Raw genomic sequence first — 23,465 nt, 5'->3', positions numbered from 1 at the left:
GAGAAAAGTGTAGTTTTTTTGCTAGAAAAATATATTTAAAAATAAATATATAAAAATACTTTACAAGCCTATTTTTATATGGTGATATTTTCCATATAGAACAGCGGTTATAAAAAAACGCTAATCAAATAATTAATATGTTAAAACATCTAGATTTTATGTTTAATTTAGGTACAATAAGAGAATCTATAAAAAAACTAATATATTCGGAGGAACAAACAATGGCTAACAAATTTTTAAAAACAGCAACAGCACTAACAATTATGGGTACATCACTATTAGGAGCAGGAGCATTTACTGCTAAGGCTGATAACACAGATTCTTTAAAATTCAATGATGTTCCAGCTAATCACTGGTCTACTAAAGCAATCTATGATTTAGCAAACCGTAAAGTAGTAGCAGGATACGGAAATGGACAGTTTGGTTTTGGTGACAATGTAACTCGTGGACAGGTTGCTCGTATGATTTACGCATACGTAAAACCAGCAGATGCAGATGCTAGTTTCAAAAATCCATTTACTGATATTAAAGGACACATGTTTGAAAAAGAAATCTTAGCACTTGCGAAAGCTGGTCTGGTAAGTGGTTACGGTGAAGGGAAATATGGTCCAGATGACATTTTAACTCGTGAACAAATGGCACAGGTACTTACTAATGCTTTTAAATTTAAGGCGACAACTACAACTTCATTTAAAGATGTTGATAAAAACTCTTGGGCGTATAACGCAATTAATGCTTTAGAAGAGAATGGTGTTACTTCTGGTACAGGAGGAAATATGTATTCACCACAAATGCATGTAACTCGTGAGCAATACAGTCAGTTCCTATATAACTCTATTAATGTAATCGAAAAAGAAACAAAACCAGAAGAAAAACCAGAGGTGAAGCCAGACCCGAAACCTGAAACAAAACCAGAGGAAAAGCCAGAAGTGAAGCCAGACCCGAAACCTGAAACAAAACCAGAGGAAAAGCCAGAAGTGAAGCCAGACCCAAAACCAAAACCTGAAACGAAACCAGAGGAAAAACCAGAAGTGAAGCCTGAGACACCTAAATTACCGGAGGGCTTAGATGTGAATATTGCATCTGAAGATTTCAAATATTTCCCTGAAGCGTTAGAAAATCCTACGGTCAAAAAACAGCTATCTTCTGATGCGCAAAATATCTTAAAAGGTATTAACAGTAAGTATAATACTAATCTAAAATATGATAGTCTTTTAGGTGGTGTCTACATAGTAGATAAAAATATGTACTTACCAGAAGGTACAATTGGAGCGCAATTTGTTGTGGTAGGCGGTGGAAATGACTTTAAAATTCTATTCCTTGATAATAACGAGGCGACTGTAGAATTAACAAAGAAATGGGTAACTTTTATGAGCGGTTTGAATTTAGACAAGGAAATTCAAGAAACAGTTGATGCACAGGCAATTAACAATTATGAAAAAGGTAATTATAAGGTTCGTGTGGGACATTCAACAGCAGAGCATACAATGTATGTGGAAGTAGAGCCTAAATAATTTTTTAGTGTTTACATTTGAAATTTAATATCGTATAATTGTATAAAATTAATATAATAATTATTAATAAATACGTAAAGGACAAACCTTACGTACCTTCCCAAGGTACAGGTTTGTCCTTTTTTTGCGTTTAAGGAGGAAAATTTTATGAGAATGCGAAAAAGGTTATTGTTAACTTGTACCTCTTTAATGTTGGCATTGCCATCAGTAGCAAGTGCGGGGAATAGTGATGTACCATTTTATGATGGAAATGAAACTACGTCTTTAATATCAGACGAATTACAATTGAAAGGGAAATTACTTAGACCTGGAAGTGGATATAAATCTGAACAATTATTATATAGAGCAGATTTACATTTTCCAGCAGTGTATAACGGTTCGTTTAATTGGGATAATCCGTGGGAAAATCTGGTCCAAAGTGAAGATAGGTCAGAACCTTACATTCGTATTGCAAATGATGGATACATTAACGGTCCAGTTCCAGCTGGTGATCGTATGGTAACAGAAGTTGAACACGTGAGTAAGTCTGTTATTAAAGATAAATATTGGGGGAATCCAGACTTTGTTTTAATAAATATGGGGAAACATAACATTATAAGGTTTAAAAGTTCCAATGAATCTTTAGGAAAGTTTTATTGGATTCGTGACTTAGCTTATCTTTCTGGCGGATATGCAGGGTCTGGTGCTGTAGATGATGTTAATAAATATAACTTATGGTATGTACGTACAAGTATTCCTGAAATTGAAGATTTTAAAGCTTCTAGTGGTGCAAAGAATGTCCCAGTAAAATTTACATTTAACGGTTTTGAGTATGTAAGTAAAAATAAGGGTTATAATGACCGAGATCTAAATGGAACAACTGTAAATCCTTATCAAAAAGCTGCTGGTGAACGAAATCGTGTGAAATGGATGCTAGACATTACAAAAGATGGTGAAACAGTGCATCACCAAGAAAATTATCTACGTTCGAATCCACAAAAAAATAATGATAAACCAAATGAAGGCGATGCAGGGAATTTTACTAAAGCAGATGTAAGCTGGCAGCCGCAAATGTGCGGGCGTTATACTGCAAAAATCAAAGTTACTGACGCTGTTCAAAGGGATTCAATTGAGAAAACAGTCAACTTTAATGTGGATGGTAACTGTGGTACAGAGGTTACACCTAACCCAGATCCAGGCAATGAAGATGATTACAAATTTAAAATTGATTTCTCGGCTGACCGAATTGAAGGTGAAACAGCAAGAGAAGGAAAGAATATTAAAACAAGGGTAGATGTATCACGTGATAACTTTAAACAAGAACGTGACGAATATAGAACGAAGGTAAATAACAACATTAATAAGTCTCAGCAGGAAGTAAATAGCACTGAATCAGATAGTGATAGCGCTCAATCAAGTCTAAGTTATTGCCGTCGTGATCCTATTCATGAAATAGATGCGGAAGGAAATCACCACTATTATGATAGGGACTGCTCATGGGAAGAGAATAGACTAGACAACGCTGCGGGTAGGTTAGATAAGGCAAGAGAGAAGCTAGATAAAGAGAAGAAAAAAATTAAGAAGTTAGATGGATTAGAAGAAAAATATGTGAATCCTGAAACAGTTGTGGTGTTAAAACATAATGGGCAACAAGTGGCTTCACAAAAGATAAGACTAACAGAGGGAGAAAAGAAAACATTGAATTTTGATTGGCAGCATAAAGGGAAAGGAACAATTCAGGCGGAAATTAACCCTGCTGGTAATCGTATAGATATAGAAGAAACCACATACAAAAATAATCCTATTAAAACAGCTATCTATGCACCATCACATGAAAAAGGGATGTGTGGTGTAACTAGCGTAAAAAGTGTGGTAGAGACAGTCAGTGAGCGTGTTTCTAAAGATGATACAGTTGGAGAAATGTATTATGAAACATTAAGTGGAAGTATTGATAATCTAGTACCTTCTAAGCTTCATAGTGGATATGGATTCACTTATGAAGTAAACGGAAAATACAAAAATGATTGGAATGCAAATTACCCTGGTGTGTTTACAGAAGCAACGGCGCAATATCCTTTCGCCGATGAAGGATTAAAAACTACACAAGATTTGGAGCGTGTTTCTAATAATGGATTGACATCGAAATTCCTACTTAAAAATATGTATTTGTCTGAAATAACAGGTCTTGTATTTGATAGTAAAAGACCGACTAAGTCTCTATATTGGGATGGACAGGAAAAGATGATTGATGGGGGACGCAAATGGTACGCACCATTGAAAAAGAAAGATGGTAAATATAATTTTACAGTTGAAACACCCCCTGCGGGAATTAATGAAATGAGTTTATGTATGACAAATCAAGTAGAAATCAAAGGCGCAGCATACGATGATTTTGTAGATAGAGATGTGCTTGCAGATCTTCCATTCCCTGTACAAACACCAGGATGGAACTGGGCAGGAAAGGAACATATTATTACTGACCTGTCAGACTGGTACTATATGAAGAATAGAAATTAGTTAAGTAGTTAAGTAGTATTGTATAATAAGTTGAATTAACACAATAATATATCCATCTTAAACTAGTAGCTGAATGGACAAACCAAAGGCACATCCCTTAATGGGATGTGCCTTTTTTTCGTAGAAAGGGGAATTTGGAATGGACAAAAAGAAAAAACAACGTGTGAGACGTGCAATTTTCATCGGGGTTGTCGCAATGATTGTATCTCTGTGCATTGGCAGTGAATTTCAGGATCGTGATGGGAAAAGCTATGCTCCTGCAAAGTATTTTGAAACAGGAACAAAATTGATTTCGTTTTAGAAGTAATTTTATTTATTTCATCCACTATAGTGGATGCAGAGACATGACATGGACCATAGTTGATGTTATAATATGTGTAGAAGTATTACAAAGATAGTTTTTGCATAAACTAATAAAGACGAGATGCTTCAACATCTCGCCTTATGTAACTGCTACCGCAAGGTGGATGGTTGCTAAAAAAGTTTATTTTTTCTTAGAACCGCCCTTCACACGCTTGCAGGCATTGTGGGTGGTTCTTTTCGTTTTTCGTCGCTTTTTTAGTATTTGTTTCCAAGACTTTGATAGGAATTTACCTACCCGTTTTGCAAAAAATACAGCGACTTCTCTAGCAATAACTTTTACAATTTCAATTGCTATAGTGAAAAGTATATCCATACGGTCACCTCCTTTCTCCATAAAATGAAAGAGAAAGGATAGCAACCGACCACCCTAAAATATTCAGTTACGTTACATATATTATATCATATTTACGAGATGTTCAATAGCTTAAAAACCTTGATATGACAACGTTTTTTTGGGTTTTTTGATTTATATAATATGTACTTTTATATAGAAAAAACAGATATTTTTTTAGAAATGATTGACATAAAACCATATATATCATAATATTGAAATTGTAATATTAAAGAAAGCAAATCCAACATTTTCATATAGACTTTAGATTAGCTAAAAGGACACACCTAAGGCGCATTATGCCATAGGTGTGTCCTTTTTTTGCGTTTAAAGGCTACATAAGGAGGAACACAAACATTGAAGCCATCTAAGTTTCAAAAGAAGCAGATTGCTGCGGTTGGTCTTGCCGCTGCAACAGTCGCTGGTATCTATGGATACAATCATTTTGCAGTGGAGAATGCAGTAAAACCAACAAAGATTGTCGTAGCCGCAAAGGATATACCCGCTCATACAGAGATTAAAGAGGATATGCTAGTTGAACGCACATTACCTGGTGATTCCATTCCACCCAATGCATTACGCGTGAGTAAGAAAGAGGTCGTAGGAAAATGGACAAATGATGGGCAACCCATTACAGAAAATAGCTATCTCTTCAAAAATAAAGTGGTAAAGAAAGAAGAGTTACCAGACTCTGCAATATTAAACCTAAAAAATGAAGAAGTTGCTTTCCCATTACTCGTTGATCTTGAAACAAGTTCCGGGAATAGTATTATTCCTAACACATACGTGGACTTGTATTTCAAACAGGTTGTGAAAGAAGGAGACAATGAGAAGGTTGTATTCGGTGGTCTTTTCCAACGTGTACGTGTTACGGCTGCAAAAGATAGTAATACAGAAGATGCATTCGTGTTAGAAAAGAAAGAATCAAAAGAGGAACAAGAGGGGAAACAAAAACCGAAGGTAACTCGTTTATATACATTAGCTGTTTCACCAGAACAACTCCAATACTTAAATCGTGCGAAAATGCTTGGAGATGTGATTCCTGTTGCAGTCGGACAAAAGGTAGAACAAACAGGGAAAGAATTACAACCAGCAGAAGGGTTCTCGCAAATATCTGATCAGAAGAACATTTTAGATTATGTAGAGAAACATTCAACCAATCCAATTTCTAAAAATGTAAAAGAATATGTTGCACAGTATCTGAACGAATCCAAATAAGAAAGGGGGTATTAAGATGGAGCGGCAAGTCAGAATGGTTGCTTTTTATGCGACAAACGAAAATGTAGGGAAAAGCACGTTAAGTATTGCGATGGCAAATGAGTTAGCTCATTTAGGGAAAAAGGTGCTGTATGTAGAAGCAGACCAAGTAAGGCCGAGTTTTGCAGTTGGAACAGGTCTTACCCATGACAGCAAAAATATATTAGAGCTTGTTAAAAAAGAAAATGAGTACAATCTCTTGCAGTATATTTGTACAAAACAAGATTTGGTAGAGAAAAAATTGAATCCAAGGTTGATACAAAAATTGCACGATAAGATGGATTTTCTGGTATTTCCATCAGGATATAACATGGCTCACTTCCCTGAGATTCAAAACAAAGAATTATTTGTAACAACATTCATCGAATCGCTTGTAGCCACAGAATACGATTACATCATTCTATCTGTACCAACTGAATTATCAGAGGTACTGAGTTACCCAATCTTATATCAATCAGATATTGTGGTTCATGTGCTAAATAGTAATCCTCGTGGTGCTTTAGCAATTAAGCAAGAATTGCAGTTGATAGAAGAAACGAAGCTGACATTACCTCGTATGATTCATGTTTTGAACATGGGGGATGAGAATTATGTAGAAGATATTGAAAAGCTTTCTTCTCAAAAAATTGCGGTGACCATTCCATATGATAGAGATCGTACAAGTTACGAATGGGGAATGCAGATTGGTTCCCCACAAATTAATACAAAGGTCCATCACATTATGGAAGCAGCTGGTCTTGATATTGCATCCCAGCATACATCCTCTATGAAAAAGGGTATCTTTGGTTTTCGAAATTAAAAGGGGAGGTTAGTAGTATGTGGGGTTATTTACAGGCAAAACAAGTGGCCTTAAAACGAAATCGAGTAGATTTATACCATTTTGGTTATATGATTCGTTCCAAATCGGCTCGGAAATTAGGGACGACTACAGCTCAACAAATTAAAGATATAACGGATGAAATTCGTGCGTTTTTAGTAAAAGAACATCGTGATATTTTAAGTGAGTCCTTTATGAATAAGGAGAAGAGAGCTGCTGTAGAAACGATCATTAAAAACTTTTTGTTAAGTAATCAAGTTGTTATCGCAGATGTTCCTTCGGATCAGTTATTAAACATGGTATGTGATGACATTGTGGGATTCGGGATTATAGAGTCTTTGAAAGAGGATAAGGACGTAACCGATATTTATATAAATGGCACAAAAGAGATTATTTACGAAAAAATTGGGGAGGGAGAATGTACATTTCCTTACCGATTTGAAACGGAAGAAGAAGTCAAAGCTTTAGCCTACAAGATGGTAAACAGTACGTCAGAATCATTAAATACAGCAAAGCCATATGTAGATTGTGTATTTCCGTATATACGTATAAATATTGCGTTAGATGAACTTGGGGGACTAGGAACAACGATAACGATTCGTAAGAATGCGGATCATCTTCGTGCCTCTGAAGAGCGTATGTTATCTACAAATCAAGCATCGAGAGAGATGTTGGATTTTTTGGCCGCAGCCGTGAAAGCCAAAATGAATATTTTAGTGGCGGGAGCAACAGGTACAGGGAAGTCAGAGTTTATGAAATATCTTGCTTCTCATATTCCGAAAGGGAAAAAGAAAGAACGTACTCTCGTAGTAGAAGATAACCCTGAATTATATTTGCATCGTATTTTTCCAGAACATCATTTTGTTCCGATGCAGTGTAGGGCATCGGAAGTAGAAGAGAATGCAATTGACTTTGATAGATTGCTAACAAATGCGTTACGACAAGGACCAAAGCGATTAATAGTAGGGGAATCAAGGGGGAAAGAAGCATTAAAAATGCTGAACTTCTTCCAAACAGGACACCCTGGTTTTACTTCTGTCCATGCAAGAAGTGCAAAAGAAGCAGTTAGACGTTTAATGCTCATGTGTCTGCAAAGTGGTGCAAATATTGACGCCCAGTATTTATATGAATTAATTTCGCAGACATTTGATGTGATTGTCTTTTTAGAGAAGAAAGATGATGGAAATCGTTATATTACAGAGATGATTGAACTGTTGGATTATCAAGATGATATACAGTTCAATCAGCTTTCTCTGTTTATCCCGACATATGAGGAACACGATGAAATGAATGAGAGAGTAGGAAAGATTCATGGAGATCATATCACTACAGCGACTATGTCGGCTGATATGGAAAGGAAGTTCCGTTCTTCTACTGTAAATCCAGCTCTTTATGCACCATTCCTTTCACAACAGGAGGTGCAGTATGCATAGTTTGTTAGCTTATGGATGTATCTTCCTCATATTCATGAGTGTACTATTGTTAGTTTTACTTTTCACAAAATCTAAGGGTTCTGCCCTTTCCCAATTTGTACAAGAAAATGAGAAAGAAGAAAGACGCTTAGAATTGCGGAATATCAAAGGAATACGGATGTATCTTCCACAATCCGTTATCCAGGAAGCCCAAAAGTACGAGTGGAAACTGACGAAAAGTATGTACTGGGTATATACGGTACTTTCAGGCATGAGTATTGCAGCTGTATTCTACTTCTCTTTTGGAAGAGATCCTTTTACACTGATTTCCGCTTTATGTGGATTTTTAGTTCCGAGGTTTCTTCTCTATCGTAGAAAAAAACGTTATTACTTAGTTGTCATAGATCGTCTTTCTATCTATATGAAGGCTGTAGCAAATGAACTTCAAATTAGTAATAACGCAAAACGCGTGTTACTTCAGGTGAAACCGATGATGCATGAAAGTATTCAAGAAGAAATAGAAAAAGTTTCTCTTTTATTAGAAGGTGGAACCACGATGCATCGTGCATTTAGAGGGTTTAATGAAACCTTTAACTTTAGAGAATTGGTTTTCTTCCACGAAATGTTGGAAGTATGTAGCCGAGAAGGTGGAGCAAATTCAGTGCAAGTCTTACTAGATATTGCAGAAGATTTCGAAAAACAAAAGCTATACCTGGCAAGATTGCGTTCTAGTTTGTCCCAAGCGCAACGTGCTTTTGTACAGAACTGCTTAATAGTCATCGCAATGCCGATTGTCATTATGTTGATGTCAAAAGAGGCATATGGATTTTTGGCAGGTTCTATGATGGGGAAAATTGCATTAACAGTCAATATGTTTATTGTATTTTTCCTAGCAACACGTGTAGAAAAAATTGCAAATTATAACCCGACAGAAAGGGGGGAATAAGATGGCTGTGTTTTTAGGTTTAGTCATATTTGTTGTCATGTACTGGGTATTCTCCACCTTTCTACAAAGTAAAAAAGACAGTGAGAGTGTACTTACTCATTATGTAGAAAATGCGAAGCGTATTGAAAAGAAGAATTTGAATCAAATGATGCTTGCTCCTTTTCAATCGTTATCACATAAGTATCTAACAGAAGAAAAGAAAGAGCAGATTCAGAAAAAATTAGAGGAAGCTGGCTTGGATACGAAACCAGAAGAATATTTGAAAATGAAGGTTGCGTATCCCATCATTTTCACCTCTGTTTTCCTAATTTGTAGTGTATTTCATGATTACTACTTATTTAAAGTAGGTGTTTTAATTTCGCCATTCCTTTACTTCTATCCAGACTACTTATTAAAGAGAAAAATGAAGCAGGCGATAGAAGCAAGGAAGTTTGAATTACCGGAGTATTTAATTCCGTTGCTGCAGTTGTTAAAGACACATACAACATTAGAAGCAGTAAAAAAGGCACAGATATATGCAGGGAGACATCTTAGTCCGTATGTATCTACTCTTACAGCAGAATTAGAAATGTATGCGGGCTCGGATCAACCGTTTAGGAACTTCGCAGCAGCTTTAAATAGTCCAGAAGTAAATGCCTTTACGATTGCGTTGCAACAAGCGCAAAAAACGGACAAGGTACAAAGTCTTCGTATTATGGATTCGCAAATCAAAATGATGCGTGAATTAAAACATGAGAACTACAACCGTCTGATTCAAGATAAACCAATGGAAATGAATAAATTTAACGTTGCGGTTATTGGTTGTATCGTTATGTATCCGATGGTCATTGTTATTCAATCCTTATCACAAGGATTTGCAAGTTTATAAAAAGATATTATCCCAAATGGAATAGGTAAAGGAGCAAAACACATGTTAGCGAAAATGAAGAATTGGTTAAAAAATGAAGACTCACAATTATCATCAGAAAACGGTATGCTAATCGCTTTAGCGGTAATTATTGTACTAGTCATTGGACCGTTTGTATGGAAAGCAATCCAAGGTGGTTATGAAACAATTCTATCTCGATTCACAAAAGCATCAAGCAATGCAAATGTGGATTCTTGGAACAAGTAATAAAATTTTAATTAGGTAAATTCTTATCCTAGTAGTTTCCTAAAATCGATATATAAAGGGGCAAAAATAAAATGTTAGTAAAAACGAAAAATTGGTTAAAAAACGAAGATTCACAGTTGTCATCAGAAAACGGTATGTTAATCGCGTTAGCGGTAATTATTGTACTAGTCATTGGACCATTTGTATGGAAAGCAATCCAAGGTGGTTATGATACGATTCTGGCACGATTCACAAAAGCATCAAGCAATGCAGATGTAGATTCTTGGAACAAGAAATAAAATTTTAATTAGATAAACTCTTATCTTAGTAGATTCCTAAAATTGATATATAAAGGAGCAAAATGAAATGTTAACGAAAATGAAAAGTTGGTTAAAAAATGAGGATTCACAGCTATCATCAGAAAACGGTATGTTAATCGCGTTAGCGGTAATTATTGTACTAGTCATTGGACCGTTTGTATGGAAAGCAATCCAAGGTGGATATGACACAATTCTAGCTCGATTCACAAAAGCATCAAGCAATGCAGATGTAGATTCATGGAATAAAAAATAAGCTTTAAGGTTGTATATAGGGGGAGTCACGTATCATGTGGCTCCTTCTATAAAATAAAAATTAGGAGGTATTATGATGAAATTTAGTAAAGTAATGATTCCTACTTTAGCAACAATTGCTCTTGGTATGTCAGTAATGGGAACACCTGCAAGTGCAGAAGCAACAGCTGAGACGAAATTAACACAAAGTATTACGGGTGGCGAACATAACATTGCCGTTACACCAGTGAGTAACTTTAACGCTGTAACACTAAGTGGAGAAACACAAGTGACAAATGCCAATCCTGGTGTGCTTACAGTAACAGATGCGACGGGTTCAGGAAATGGCTGGAGAATTAATGTAAAAGCAGACCAATTTAAGGTAAATGGTGATGCGAAATCAAATCGAACACTTCCAAAAGGATCTCTAGTCTTAAATAGTGGCGGTGCTGCTATTACGAAAGTAGGAGGGACGAGTTCACCAAATCCGGAGTTTAAAACGGCTAACTTTATTATAGATACAGATAATCAAGTTACGATTTTAAGTGCGAAAAAAGATGAAGGTATGGGGAAATATAATGTAGCATTTAATGATAAGTCAATGGCTTTAACATTAAACCCTCATAGTACATATGTAGAGAATAAGGCTGGTGCTACATCGTATGAGTCGAAACTTACCTATTCCATTGTAACAGGACCTTAATTAGTAATGATCATGCAGAAGAGATTCATATTATAGATATGGTTCTCTTCTGTACATAGAAAGAAGGGGCAAAATGAAAGACTATGCATATAAAATTTTTATTAGTATATTGGTGGCTATTATATTCATTTTAAGTCTAAGCCTAAAACCTTTTCAGCTTGTTTATGCAGAAGAAAAACAAGATAGTCTACCATTTGATGTAAAAATTCATGTTCCAGATAATCAGATAGGCGATATCAAAAACTATTTTACTTTACAGGTGAATAAGAAACAGAACCAAACAGTGAAAATGGATGTACACAATAAAGCTAATACTCCGATCAAAGTGAATGTAAAAGTGGCCAATGCTCTCACCTCTACAAACGGAGGTATTATGTATGTGCCAAACCGTGAGGTTTCACAAAGTACGTTAATGGATACAAATTTTTATATGGATCAGTATGTGCAAACTCCTTCCGCTGTTACTTTAGAAGGTAATCAAGCGAAGACTATAGAGGTACAACTAACGACACCTAATCAAGATGGAGTATTTTTGGGCGGATTATTGTTTGAATTAGTACAAGATACAAAATCACAGGATTTTGAAAAAGATGGACTGAACTTCTCTGTACATAACCGTATCGAATATGCGGTAGCGATACAATTGAATGTATATAAGACTGAAAATTCAGCTAATAACTCATCTCTAAAGCTAAATGGCACAGCCGTTGAATCGTATCCAATACAACCACAAGTGCATGCACTTATTCAAAATACAAATGCAAATATCGTGAGGGATGTGACTGTTTCTTATGAAGTTTTATCTAAGGATAATGTCCTATTTCGTGGGAATATACCAGCATTTAATGTTGCACCGAAATCCAAGGTAGGATTGGCTATTCCATGGAAAGCGAAAGAGTACAAAGATGGAAAGTATATGCTAAAAGTCACAATAAAAGAGAATGGTGTACCAAAAATATATACAGAAGAATTCCAGATAACTGCTTCTAATGTGACAGAGTACGCGGAACAAACAGGTGCAGTAAAGGTGTTACCGACGTATTCTAATCAAACATATATGATAGTGGCTGGTATTGTAATCGTAATCATTTCAATATTTGTATTTGTATGGTGGAGAAAGAAGCATTCTAAACAGAGAGAAGAACAAAAAGCCTCATAAATACGAAAGAAGTGAAAGGAGAGGATAGGGTGAAACGGGGGAAGATTTTCACTTCGGTCATGCTTTTAACCGCCGCATGCTTATTTATAGGTATAAAAGATAACACTATATTAGCTGATCACACAGTAAGCCAGCAGAATGGTATTCCAACACTCACTGCAAGTGGAAAAGAGAATGAGGTCAAATTGGAATGGGCAATTGATATCTTAGATCAAGATGTACTATGGAGAATTGATTTTAATAACCCTAAAGATGTCAATTTAATGAATGGTTGGGGAGAATTTTATGGGAATGGGAATCAAAGTTTACAATCAGAAGTCTTTTATCCAAATGGTGCAGATACCAGCGGATACAAAGTATTTGATACAAAATTAGGAGGGAATCGAGTCTTATATCCCTATACGGTTAAAACAGATTCTATCGCTGTTTTTAAGAGGTTAAACGTCCCTAATAATGCTTATATTTCCGCTACCTTTAAAGCAAAGTCACAAGGATTAGGAAAGATTAGCTTTTATGGTGATGGAAGTTGGGAAACGGGGAGAGAGTTTGATTACTACAACGCTATTATTTTAAAAGATGTGCCATCCGGTTCGAAAGAATTAGAGATTAGTAATATCGCTTTATTTCCGGAAAGAGAATCAGGCACCAACATACCAAAGGATAGAAAACATATAACTTCGGACATAAATAAAGATGTGTATCAAGATTCTCCGATGGTAGATAAAGTAATTCCTTATCAGGATGGTTCTGGACAGGGGAAGTTAATATTAAATAGTCCTATTATGACTCCAATGAAACAAGGTGACCGCTTAAAAACAAGAAAATGGGCAGCACCTATCCAATTACCAAATAATCGTACGGTCACAAAGGATGATTCTAATAAAGACATAAATGGATGGTCTACATTTAGTATGAATACCCAAGTTGCAAATAATCCTTTTTATATTACCGAGCAACGAGGCGTAACGTTTTATATGCTTGCGTATTCAGAAGGGATTACATATGTGGATGAATTAAAAGTGGGATATGCATCAGAAGCAGAAGTATACCGAGCGAATCAGCAAATATATAAAGGTAGACTTTCTGACTATGTAGATAAAGAAGCAAGGGATCAGGCAGCACCAACAACACCTGAAGGTTTTCAAATAGAAAATAGAGAGCTAAAGGAAACAAAAGTAACATATGATTCCGCGAAAGATGAAGGGAGTATCTATCATTATAAAATTCGTGGAGTTGGTAGGAATGGCGCTTCAGACTTTTCTAAGGAGGTTCCTGCTACTGTAACAAGTGGTGTGAAAGGGTATGAATATGTAGTAAATGACAAACCGGACATATCACTCGATAAAGCAAAAGGCGTTCAGTTTACAAATCAGACTAGTATTCAGTTTCCGACTGATTATGCGAAACCGCAATATGTACATATCCGAACAGTAGATAAAGCTGGGAATAAAAGTGCGACAAAGCATGTTTCTACCACACAAAAAGGACATGTAGACATGCTCACTGTACCAAAAAGTGTGGAATTCAGTCCGATCCAATTAAATGGAGAAAAACAAAATTCATTTGGTACCTTAGGAAAAATCATGATTCATGATAGTCGAAATCAAGCGGATGGATGGAGATTGAATGTTACTATATCACCTTTTAGAGAGTCGAACATATCAAAACAATTGCCAAAGGGTTCTCTATACTTGAAAAATCAAGTGAGTGTAACAAAGGTAAAGGGGCCAGAGACAGGAAAACCTATTGTACAGGTTCCAAATGCTCCTATTGATACTGGTGCGGCACACACCATTATCCAGGCTCCAAAAGAAGTAGCGATTGGAGAATATCAAATCGATTTTGGCCAGCATGCATTCGAACTGCAGCTAGATCCAGGGACAACCTATGTAGGGAAGAATAGGCAAGCTGCTTATACTTCTACGGTCACTTGGTCTTTAATAAGTGGACCTTAATAATCCATCTAAACATGAATGAAACAAGGAGAGAAAAATATGGGCATATATATAATGGGAATACTGATAGGGTATATGATCCTGAATGTATTTACTGACTTGAAATATAGAAAAACAAAAAATATGTGGCATTTACTATTCTTAATAGTTGGTCTGGGATTAACGTATTTTGCTGGAATACGAACAGGGAAAGAGATTGTGATTGTACTTGTCATGGCTCTATCATGTGGTTTATTGTTAGAGACGTTTAAATTTTCATCACCTGGTGATACGAAAATGCTTGTGGTGGTAGCTTTATATGTTAGCAATGTAGTAGAAGAATCGGCTATGCTTACCGCTATTACATTAACAGCTTTCCATTTACTATTCTTTTGGATTGCCAGTTTGTATCGATTAATTAAGATTTTAGGGTTTACAGGAGCTATTAAAGACCAATTAGAGCATGCTGCCTCTATATTTGGTGCGAGACTACCAAAGAAAGAAATACAGCTCATTCAGAGCTTTCCAGGGGCTTGTTCTATTTTATTAGGAGCACTTGTTTATGCTGCTTTCACTATATATCAAAACGGAGGTATCTTGGCTTGAACAGTAGAATCATTCATCAAAGAGAAACGTATATTTACTTTACAATATTTGCAATAGTAGGAGTACTTCTTGTAAACATGTTTATTAATATGGTGTTTGTACTAGCGTATCCGTTACTTATCGGATTAATTGTACAGGTTGTTTTGTTGCAGAAGATGAAAAAGCCATTTTATCAAAGCGGAAAAGAATTAACGGAACAGTTAAAACTAAAAAATATATTTCTAGTAGAATCGAATATTTTAGGAGATGAAGAAGGAACAGTGTATGAGGTGCATCAAATGCCTTTTGAATTCTCTAATGGATTAATCAATAAAGAGAAGAGTTATAAAGTAGTAAAACAAGAGTACGAAAGAAAGGTAAAAGAAGATTTAACGAAAATTGCAAAGTGGCAGGTTACAACAAAGGCTAGACTCGTTACTACTACACATTTTCGTCTGTATGTGATTTGGCAGAAAAATAGTACAGGTTATCAGTTAAAAAAGTTTGAGGATTGTATCGATCCTTACGCAAAGATGAACCTAATTCAATGGATGATTGCTTCTTTTTGTACAACTGGACGTTTGAAGTATGATAAGATGCCTAAAGAATTTAAAAGCTATGAATGGATTGCATTAAAATAATGTAGATAAGCAAAGGTAGAATCTAGGTAAAGGGAATATGCATTTTTGCATATTCCCTTTACCTAGATTCTTATTATAATAAAATCGAATATAATAATATAAGGTTTTAAATTCGAATGAGGATAATAAGGTTTATATTTTTATCTAATTAGAAGGGGTGTTTTATGTTTAAAAATAAGAAAATGATTCGATTTGGCTTATGGTTATATGTTTGTTTATGTGTTGTGCAATTTACTATAGGTTATATTAAGGCATATTTTACATCTTATACAGGTAATGAACTAGTAATCTCAGGCACATGGAAAACTATACTAATAGATGCTCCTGAAGGTATACTCGTTATTTTAGGTGCATGTGCCTTATACGAATTTACAAAAAATGCACCAGGAGAAAACACATCTATATAGATGGGATTTTTGTAATTATTGTTCCTTTTTTCCATTCATACTTCATCTTTAATTGATCACCAATTAATTCTGCTGATAAATTACCATCCATCTTTGTCATTAGACTTTTCGCAATAAGCAAACCTAAATCTGTACCTTTTTTCTCCATGCTTGATCGACTTTATAGAAGCGATCAAAAAGAAAAGGAAATTCTTCTTCTTTTAATTGTTTAGCAGGATTCATTATATTAGGTTGAATGGTAACCTCTTCACTTGAATGCTTGATTGCATTGGTAATTAAATTTTCAATTATACGTTTAACAGCTGATGAATCCGCCATAATATAAATTTATTCCTCAGGAATAAGGATGATAGGTTCTATTTGTACTTTTTGGAAATCATCATAGAAACTGATTAAAGAATCTAATAACAATGTATATGATTTTATGGATTTTTTGTTTGCACAACAAAAGGAGTAAATAATATGTATAGCATTGAACAAATATATCAAGAAATTTTAGAAGGTAAAAGAAAGCAATTTCCTAAAAGTACATGGAGTGATGATTATGATAATAATCTAGCAAAACGTGTAATTAAGTATTTTATAGAAAAAGTTTTAAAGAGGGATAAAAAAACAATTCTTAAGAGTTGGAAATCCCAATTAATTATTAAATATAAATTAGGTGGTGTACTTAGCGTTAAATATCATGATAGCCCATATGCCATGATAAATGATGTTTATCCGAATTGTTTTAAAGAATGGGAATTTCAAATGACACCTAGAAACTATTGGACAAAGGAAAAGGCATTGGAAGCATTAAAATGGACGATAGAAGAAAAAGAAAGGTTAACAGATAATAAATTATTGGAGGTTTATAATATTCAGTGGTTAACTAAGCATAATTTGAGTTCACCTTGCCAAATTTTTTGGGGAAATAGTCCTTACATAATGATAAATGAATTATATCCAGACCATTTTAAGGAATGGGATTTTAAAAAAACTCCTAGTCGTTTATGGACAAGAAAAAAAGCGTTGGAAGCATTGAAATGGACGATAGAGGAAAGAAAACAAATGAATAATGAGGAGATAAGAAAAAAAATTAGTGTAATTTGGTTGTCAGAAATAGGCTTAAGGACCCCATTGGCGAGATATTGGAATGATAGTCCATTTAGTATGATAGATGAGTTATATCCTGGATGTTTCAAAGAGTGGGAATTCCAGAAGACACCTAAAAACTACTGGACAAAGAAAAAGGCACTGGGGGCATTAAAATGGACGATAGAGGAAAAAGAAAAGTTAACAAATGAAGAGCTTATAAAAGTCTATAGTAGAAGATGGATAATTAATCAAGGGTTAAGAACCCCATTAGATAGATTTTGGAAAAATAGTCCATATGCCATGCTACACGAGTTGTACCCAGGGAAGTTTAAAGAATGGGAATTAAATAGGGCCCCTCGTGGATTTTGGACAAGGGAGAAGGCATTAGAAGCATTGAAATGGACGATAGAGGAAAAAGAAAAGTTAACAAATGAAGAGTTTATAAAGGTCTATAGTAGAAGATGGATAATTAATCAAGGATTAAGAACCCCATTAGATAGATTTTGGAATAAGAACCCACATGCTATGTTAAGTGAACTATATCCTAATTAATTTATAAAAAATATGAAAGCTTAGCATAAATGAAACTCAAGTCAAATTACAACAAATTCTGTTAGTAATTTTTTGATTATTTCACTTTTTATCAGTACTCTGCATCTAGACCGTACTTTCGTTGACTGCGGTAAGACTTTATTTCAAAGCTACATTGAGCTCTTGTTATTTATATTTTTTACATAAATAAAAAAGGCCTTATTTTTATATACAGGCCTTTTTTGAATGACGAATGAGATACGACTCAATATCTCGCGTAGGATACTTTTATTATACATTATTTTCAATAAAAATAAAAGTAATAATCAGAATATTTAAAGAGGCATAAAATTGTTGAAATACTGGTATGAATTTATTATTATAAAACTATATTTATTGTTTAATTGATTCCGTTTATTCCCACACCTTATGTGTTGTGGTTGAGTTGTAGAAGCAAGTTGCGTCTTGTTTCAATTTTGAAAGGGCTTCTTTGAGCCGATTAGTGTATATATAGCTTATTTTGCTATGCACATTATTAATCGACTTGAAGAAGCCCTTTTTGTGTTGTTTTCAAGTCTGTTTGATTGGTAAAACCCATTATCACAGTGGGCAAAATTATTATTTAGGGGGATTTATAATGAATACGAGTTTTGAAGTATCTATATTTTGTTCTGCACATCTGGATGATTTTATTCCGAGTTTACGAGCACTGCGATTGAGAGTTACAAAAGGAGGAGCTTTTTGGGAACGGGATTGTTATCAGTTTTCAATTAAACCATCAAACTTGTCACAGCAAGTAGCAAAACAAGCAGGGGAAATCTATTTGTATCATGTTCATTTTAATGGATGTGTACGAGAGTTCCTTTTTTTGTTGGAAAGATGTTTTAGAGGGACAAGTTTTCGCTTTACTGCAATCCGTGGTTTTTTAGATGTAGAAGGGTATTCACTTAAGAAGTGGAAGCCGATTTTACGAAGCCATCATGTAAAGTTTTCAGATGAAGATTGTATTTTCAAGAAAGATGATCTTACAATTCTTGTTCATCATCATGGAGGATTAGAAGTGGCAAAGCGTGCGGAGAAGGGAGAACAATTAAGAAAAGTAAACTTCCTACAGGTAGATAGTTAGTTGCAAGCACTTAATCCGACAAAAGAGGACTTATTCTCTTTAACGGGTGTTAGTGTATCGTAATGAGTGATTTACAGAACCATATGAAAGTGTACAGACAGAGGGAATGACAGAAATCCGTAGTGAAAAATGACTATGAATTTCTGTCCTTTTATTTTATTGGGGAGAGTTTAAGATTTGAGATGTGTGAAATCGACTTTGTTAGATCAAGAACATAGAAGCGATTATTTAGTTTGCGATACATATTCTTTTGTATAAACGTTAGAAGTACAAGGGTAATATCTAAATAGAAGTATAAAGAGTTTAGTGGAAGTGATAGTTACATATATAATAAACAGTATACAAGGAGTTGGGAGACGTGAATTATAACATTCAAAGAGGTCAATTTCGTTTAACAAGTGCGTATCCAAGAGGTAGCTGGTGGGAGTTTTATCGTGTTCCTTGTCCAATTTGTCATGATACAGGCAATTGTATGCTGCATGTTTCGCAAGAGAAAGTAGCATGTACCCGTGTAGAAAGCAAATGGGTCTATGGGAAAAATACGAGCAATCCAAGCTACATTCATTACATAAATGGAAAAGATAAGTATCAATTGCCTGAAGTGGAGGAAGTTCAGGTTCATGATAAGAAAAGCAATGAGGAATTAAATGTGTTTAATCGTAAGTTAATGGATTTCATACCATTACAAGAGCATCATTATATACATTTATTACGAGATAGAAAAATGACTGAAGAACAAATACAAGTACGTCAATATCGTTCTTTCTTAAAACAACAAATTGAGTTAGAAGAGGATAATACATATACGACAGTTTGGGAAAAGCTATTTAAACAGATTGGGAATAAAAATTGCTGGCAGGGAATTCCGGGATTTTATGAGATGAAGAAAGGTCAACTTTCTCTTCGTTTGATGTCAGGTTCTCCTGGTATAATGATTCCTTTTCGAAACCAGTACAATCAAATTGTTGGATGGCAAGTTCGTGTGGATGAAGTGAAAAACTCCGTTCATGTAAAATCGGCACCTACTGGAGTTCAAGCGGAATTAATCGAACAGCCTAATGTTGTAAAGATAACTAAAAATGGTGATTGTATCTTTGAAGGCGAACTAGAAGTGAGCAAAAAGGTAGAGATTCCATTTCATGAGGAACGAATTGTTGTAAAGATTCATAAAGGGCAAAAATATTTATGGCTCTCATCAGCAAACAAAATTCAAGGAACTGGTGCAGGTGGTAGTGAACATCCACTTCCTGTACATGTAGCGGTACCAAGCTCTCATTTAAAACACTGGAATTCTGGTGCCTTACATCAAACGAAATCAGTAATGATCACAGAGGGCCCCATGAAAGCTGATTTGATTGCTGATTTGATTCCAAAGAGATTTAATCAAGAGGAACTTTCTGAAGTAGGGACAACAGTTCTTGCGATTCCTGGTGTAAATGCTTGGAGGATTGCTATGCCAGTATTAAAAGATATGGGTGTAGAGAATGTGTATTTAGCATTTGATGCCGACTTGGTTGAGAATGAGAAAGTAAGAGCTGCCTTAATTGCTTTTGCGACAGAGTTAAAGAAAGAGGGCTATAACGTAATTATTGCTGCATGGAACCCAACGCAAGGGAAAGGACTGGATGATGCTATGCAAGCATCTTTCAAGCCAGTTTTCCGCACGATATAATAAATCGTAAAATTTCAGCTAGGGGATTTTATAAAAGAAAGGTGTGTATTAAGTAGATGAATCTTATGCAACAATTAATGGACGTAGACAAAAAAGCTAGAGAACAAGAAAGAAGGGAACTAATTCATAGATTTTATAGTGAAGGAGTTTCTATTACGACAATTGCAAATGCGACAAATATGTGTGAAGAGGATATTTCATATATATTAAACAACTAGTAGCCATATTTGGTGAGGTGAATAGAAGGGGAAAAAGATAGAATTGTAATTCTATCTTTTTTTATGCCTTTAAATAAAATGTTTAAAAGTAGAAAGGTAGAGGGAAAATATGAGTGTATATGTAAAAAAGAATTTAGTGAATTTACGAATTGACTTTGCTTTTAAGCGTTTGTTTGGAGTAGAAGGAAACGAAGACATATTAATTGGTTTTCTAAATGCGGTATTACAATCATCTATAGATGAAGAAATCACTTCTTTACATTTTGATGATCCGCATCTTCCAAGAGAGCAAAAGGACGATAAATTGTCTATTTTAGATTTGCGAGCTACGCTAAATAATGGTATAAAAATTAATATAGAGATTCAAGTTCGAGACAAGAAAGACATGATAGAACGTTCTTTATTTTATTGGTCAGGTATGTATTATTCTCAAATGACTCAAGGAATGAAGTACACGGAATTAAGACCAACAATCTGTATTAATATAGTAGATTTCATTCTGTTTCCAGAAGAGAAAGACTTTCATAATATTAATACGGTGATGAACAGAAAATCCAAGCGTATCATTACTGAAAATATGCAGTTGCACTTTCTTGAAATTCCGAAAGTAATGCAAGAATGGAAAGAAGAACGAGTGGATCCATGGGAGGATATACTAGCACGTTGGTTATTATTATTTCCTGCATATGAAAATGAGAAATTAACAACAATCCTGGAGGGAATCGCAATGGAAAAAGATCCAGTTTTGAAAAAAGCAATAGAGGATTGGGAGCGTCTAAGTAGAGATAAGGATTTTTTACGCTTATATGAGGCTAGAGAAAAGGCGATAAAAGACAGAGTATCTGAAATAGAAACGGCAGAAGAAAAAGCTGCAAAAAAAGCCGAAGAAGAGACTAGAATTGCAACTAAGATAGAGATAATTCACAATTTGATTAAAATGGGGTTGCCTATAGAACAAATTGCGAAAGCTGCTGATTTAAGTGTGGAAGAGGTTAATGAAATTTTAAAAAGTAAGTAGTATTGTGAGGAACATGAGAAGGTAACAAAAATTTCAGGGAGATTGTAATGGAAAAAGAATCTATTTTCAAACAAGAAATAGAAGATTGGGAACGTTTAAGAAATAATAAGGGTTTTCTGCGTTACTATGAGGCAAAAGAAAAGGCGATTAAAGATAGAATATCTGAAATAGAAACAGCAGAAGAAAAAGCAAAGGAAAGAGTTAAAAAACAACTAGTCAAAAACATGATTAAAGTAGGAATATCTACAGAAAATGCTGCGGAAGCTGCTGGAATTAGTATAGAAGAGGTTAATGAGATTTTACAAAAATAAAGAGTAGATATAAGTAAAAAAACAGGTGATTGTGACATACACACAATTACCTGTTTTTTTATGTTCTTTTCTCATAAATCAAAAGTATATTTCTTGTATACGATCCAAACAAAGACAATAAGCAAAAATAAAAGCAAGATGGCAGAAGATGTAAATCGATAATATAGTTGTTTAATTTTGTTATGAAAATATAAGAGCATTGCTACAATCTAGTGTGTGGTAAGGCTCTTTAAAGTTGTTTAATTTCTATATATTTAAAGGTATTTGTACTCAAAAATCATTAATAAAGTTGTTTAATTCTTATTGAACTAAAGCACCTGTTTGTTTAAGTGAATCACATTTATAATGTCTCTCAAATATAATATCAGTTTATATATTCACCCAAGATAAATTGTAATTTGTTAATCGATATGTTTGTGTAACCACTGTTCAAATATCTTTAACTGTTCTTCAGTATGAAAGTAATGTTCACCTGTTTCTATGACTTCTAATTCACAACGATGTTTTTTTGTAAAATAGTTAATAGTTTCAAATTCGCACAGGTCATCCTTGGCTCCATACATAATATATGTATCTGTATTCCATGTATTAATAGGATGTTCTTTTACATAGCATAAATAATCCCAATATAACTTTTGACCAACAGGTGTTTCTATAGTCATTTCTTTTTGCAAAAGCTCTGGTGTTACATTAAACCATTTCATCATATTTTCGATAATTCGTTCCATATTAACTACTGGTGATAAAAATAATGCCTTTTCTAACACATCATTTTGATAGGCTAAAAGGCTAAAATAAGCGCCCATACTACATGCAAACACGCTTACTTCTTTCCAATGTTCTTTTGCGTAATTCATAACTATAGATAATTCACTAACACAAAACTGTACTTTGCAAGGAGTATTATCATTTTTTCTTTCTCCATGTTCAGGTAAATCAAAGCTTAATACTTGATAACCTTTTTGATTGGCTTCTTCAGCTAATATTTCAATAACTGCATCTTCCTTATTTGACATACTTCCATGTACTGCAATAAAAATTTTTTCACTCTTATCTCCCCGTAAAATCGTGGGAATATTACTAATTTTAAAATTTTCTTTAAGCATATTTCCTCCAAAGGATAAGACATATAGGACTTGGTAAAAAACCGCACACACTTTATAATCCTCTACTCAGTTTTAAACAAATCAAACTATTCCTAATTTATCACAAATGAATTATAATATCTCTCTACCCCTGTATAACAGAGTCTACTTTGTATTTAAAACCTTTCTTTTTTCCATTTCTTCAGAAGCTACAAATT

At 34.5% G+C, this 23,465-nt stretch carries 26 protein-coding genes and 2 pseudogenes; 24 read left to right on the top strand and 4 right to left on the bottom strand.

Going from position 1 to position 23,465, the window contains the following annotated elements; translation table 11 throughout:
* Window positions 1-158: 158 nt before the first annotated feature.
* The 3 genes from JFT89_RS09995 to JFT89_RS09985 all read left to right on the top strand — a co-directional run bounded on the left by JFT89_RS09995 (window position 159) and on the right by JFT89_RS09985 (window position 4,311).
* Window positions 159-1,514, top strand: a complete 1,356-nt coding sequence (locus JFT89_RS09995) for an S-layer homology domain-containing protein (protein WP_201040019.1) — start codon at window positions 159-161, stop codon at window positions 1,512-1,514.
* Between the two features lie 147 nt (window positions 1,515-1,661).
* Window positions 1,662-4,010, top strand: coding sequence for a hypothetical protein (locus tag JFT89_RS09990; protein WP_201039884.1), 2,349 nt, complete (start codon window positions 1,662-1,664; stop codon window positions 4,008-4,010).
* Window positions 4,011-4,149: 139 nt separating this feature from the next.
* Window positions 4,150-4,311 (top strand): hypothetical protein, encoded by a 162-nt coding sequence (locus JFT89_RS09985; protein WP_002166813.1) that lies wholly within the window; start codon window positions 4,150-4,152, stop codon window positions 4,309-4,311.
* Between the two features lie 183 nt (window positions 4,312-4,494).
* On the opposite strand, the gene JFT89_RS09980 is transcribed toward JFT89_RS09985, so the two are convergent.
* Window positions 4,495-4,686 carry a hypothetical protein gene (locus JFT89_RS09980; protein ID WP_002166812.1) on the bottom strand — a complete coding sequence of 64 codons (192 nt, stop codon included), beginning with the start codon at window positions 4,684-4,686 and terminating at the stop codon, window positions 4,495-4,497.
* Window positions 4,687-5,061: 375 nt separating this feature from the next.
* Here JFT89_RS09980 and cpaB point away from each other — a divergent pair, with 375 nt between their 5' ends.
* The 14 genes from cpaB to JFT89_RS09910 all read left to right on the top strand — a co-directional run bounded on the left by cpaB (window position 5,062) and on the right by JFT89_RS09910 (window position 16,209).
* A complete protein-coding gene (gene cpaB / locus JFT89_RS09975) occupies window positions 5,062-5,922 on the top strand; it encodes a Flp pilus assembly protein CpaB (RefSeq protein ID WP_002139727.1) in 861 nt (286 codons plus the stop codon).
* A gap of 16 nt (window positions 5,923-5,938) precedes the next feature.
* Window positions 5,939-6,760 carry an AAA family ATPase gene (locus JFT89_RS09970; protein WP_016102695.1) on the top strand — a complete coding sequence of 274 codons (822 nt, stop codon included), beginning with the start codon at window positions 5,939-5,941 and terminating at the stop codon, window positions 6,758-6,760.
* Between the two features lie 17 nt (window positions 6,761-6,777).
* Window positions 6,778-8,211, top strand: coding sequence for a TadA family conjugal transfer-associated ATPase (locus JFT89_RS09965; RefSeq protein WP_201039883.1), 1,434 nt, complete (start codon window positions 6,778-6,780; stop codon window positions 8,209-8,211).
* Complete coding sequence (locus JFT89_RS09960) at window positions 8,204-9,136, top strand: type II secretion system F family protein (protein ID WP_201039882.1); 933 nt, start codon at window positions 8,204-8,206, stop codon at window positions 9,134-9,136. Before JFT89_RS09965 ends, JFT89_RS09960 begins: the two co-directional genes overlap by 8 nt.
* A 1-nt stretch (window position 9,137) precedes the next feature.
* Window positions 9,138-10,004, top strand: a complete 867-nt coding sequence (locus JFT89_RS09955; RefSeq protein WP_201039881.1) for a hypothetical protein — start codon at window positions 9,138-9,140, stop codon at window positions 10,002-10,004.
* 42 nt (window positions 10,005-10,046) lie between these two features.
* Window positions 10,047-10,250 carry a hypothetical protein gene (locus JFT89_RS09950; protein ID WP_002069492.1) on the top strand — a complete coding sequence of 68 codons (204 nt, stop codon included), beginning with the start codon at window positions 10,047-10,049 and terminating at the stop codon, window positions 10,248-10,250.
* A 71-nt stretch (window positions 10,251-10,321) separates the two neighbouring features.
* Complete coding sequence (locus JFT89_RS09945) at window positions 10,322-10,528, top strand: hypothetical protein (protein ID WP_002069494.1); 207 nt, start codon at window positions 10,322-10,324, stop codon at window positions 10,526-10,528.
* 67 nt (window positions 10,529-10,595) lie between these two features.
* Entirely contained in the window at window positions 10,596-10,802 is a 207-nt protein-coding gene (locus JFT89_RS09940) for a hypothetical protein (RefSeq protein ID WP_002069495.1), read from the top strand.
* Between the two features lie 75 nt (window positions 10,803-10,877).
* A complete protein-coding gene (locus JFT89_RS09935) occupies window positions 10,878-11,483 on the top strand; it encodes a WxL domain-containing protein (protein ID WP_201039880.1) in 606 nt (201 codons plus the stop codon).
* 73 nt (window positions 11,484-11,556) lie between these two features.
* Entirely contained in the window at window positions 11,557-12,642 is a 1,086-nt protein-coding gene (locus tag JFT89_RS09930) for a DUF916 domain-containing protein (protein WP_201039879.1), read from the top strand.
* A gap of 29 nt (window positions 12,643-12,671) precedes the next feature.
* Window positions 12,672-14,597, top strand: a complete 1,926-nt coding sequence (locus JFT89_RS09925) for a WxL domain-containing protein (RefSeq protein WP_033707485.1) — start codon at window positions 12,672-12,674, stop codon at window positions 14,595-14,597.
* A gap of 39 nt (window positions 14,598-14,636) precedes the next feature.
* On the top strand, window positions 14,637-15,182 hold the full coding sequence (locus JFT89_RS09920; protein WP_201039878.1) for a hypothetical protein: 546 nt from the start codon (window positions 14,637-14,639) through the stop codon (window positions 15,180-15,182).
* Window positions 15,179-15,802, top strand: coding sequence for a hypothetical protein (locus JFT89_RS09915; protein WP_033707487.1), 624 nt, complete (start codon window positions 15,179-15,181; stop codon window positions 15,800-15,802). Before JFT89_RS09920 ends, JFT89_RS09915 begins: the two co-directional genes overlap by 4 nt.
* 164 nt (window positions 15,803-15,966) lie before the next feature.
* Window positions 15,967-16,209 (top strand): DUF3937 family protein, encoded by a 243-nt coding sequence (locus tag JFT89_RS09910; protein ID WP_033707488.1) that lies wholly within the window; start codon window positions 15,967-15,969, stop codon window positions 16,207-16,209.
* Here JFT89_RS09910 and JFT89_RS09905 read toward each other — a convergent pair.
* Complete coding sequence (locus JFT89_RS09905) at window positions 16,202-16,357, bottom strand: hypothetical protein (protein WP_162617075.1); 156 nt, start codon at window positions 16,355-16,357, stop codon at window positions 16,202-16,204. The genes JFT89_RS09910 and JFT89_RS09905 overlap by 8 nt on opposite strands.
* Complete coding sequence (locus tag JFT89_RS09900) at window positions 16,333-16,527, bottom strand: sensor histidine kinase (RefSeq protein WP_201039877.1); 195 nt, start codon at window positions 16,525-16,527, stop codon at window positions 16,333-16,335. The genes JFT89_RS09905 and JFT89_RS09900 overlap by 25 nt, the downstream gene beginning before the upstream one ends.
* Before the next feature lie 144 nt (window positions 16,528-16,671).
* Here JFT89_RS09900 and JFT89_RS09895 point away from each other — a divergent pair, with 144 nt between their 5' ends.
* The 7 genes and pseudogenes from JFT89_RS09895 (at window position 16,672) to JFT89_RS09870 (ending at window position 22,162) form a co-directional block, all read left to right on the top strand.
* Window positions 16,672-17,838 (top strand): DUF4046 domain-containing protein, encoded by a 1,167-nt coding sequence (locus JFT89_RS09895; RefSeq protein WP_201039876.1) that lies wholly within the window; start codon window positions 16,672-16,674, stop codon window positions 17,836-17,838.
* Window positions 17,839-18,454: 616 nt separating this feature from the next.
* Window positions 18,455-19,006, top strand: a pseudogene (locus tag JFT89_RS09890) (hypothetical protein).
* A 123-nt stretch (window positions 19,007-19,129) separates the two neighbouring features.
* Window positions 19,130-19,312 (top strand): annotated as a pseudogene (locus tag JFT89_RS30200) (LPD1 domain-containing protein); the annotation flags it as partial.
* Window positions 19,302-20,615, top strand: coding sequence for a DUF3854 domain-containing protein (locus tag JFT89_RS09885; RefSeq protein WP_033707490.1), 1,314 nt, complete (start codon window positions 19,302-19,304; stop codon window positions 20,613-20,615). The pseudogene JFT89_RS30200 and the gene JFT89_RS09885, both read left to right, overlap by 11 nt.
* A gap of 56 nt (window positions 20,616-20,671) precedes the next feature.
* Window positions 20,672-20,833 (top strand): hypothetical protein, encoded by a 162-nt coding sequence (locus tag JFT89_RS09880; protein ID WP_016094985.1) that lies wholly within the window; start codon window positions 20,672-20,674, stop codon window positions 20,831-20,833.
* 109 nt (window positions 20,834-20,942) lie between these two features.
* Complete coding sequence (locus JFT89_RS09875) at window positions 20,943-21,851, top strand: Rpn family recombination-promoting nuclease/putative transposase (protein ID WP_201039874.1); 909 nt, start codon at window positions 20,943-20,945, stop codon at window positions 21,849-21,851.
* A 47-nt stretch (window positions 21,852-21,898) separates the two neighbouring features.
* A complete protein-coding gene (locus JFT89_RS09870; protein WP_002069539.1) occupies window positions 21,899-22,162 on the top strand; it encodes a hypothetical protein in 264 nt (87 codons plus the stop codon).
* A gap of 401 nt (window positions 22,163-22,563) precedes the next feature.
* On the opposite strand, the gene JFT89_RS09865 is transcribed toward JFT89_RS09870, so the two are convergent.
* Window positions 22,564-23,268, bottom strand: a complete 705-nt coding sequence (locus JFT89_RS09865) for an alpha/beta hydrolase (protein ID WP_201039873.1) — start codon at window positions 23,266-23,268, stop codon at window positions 22,564-22,566.
* Window positions 23,269-23,465 lie beyond the last annotated feature (197 nt).

Source organism: Bacillus sp. TH25 (genome assembly GCF_016650935.1).
GTDB classification, from domain to species: domain Bacteria; phylum Bacillota; class Bacilli; order Bacillales; family Bacillaceae_G; genus Bacillus_A; species Bacillus_A mycoides.
The sequence above is the reverse complement of the archived record's forward strand: the minus strand, read 5'-3'. Positions and strand labels throughout refer to the sequence as shown.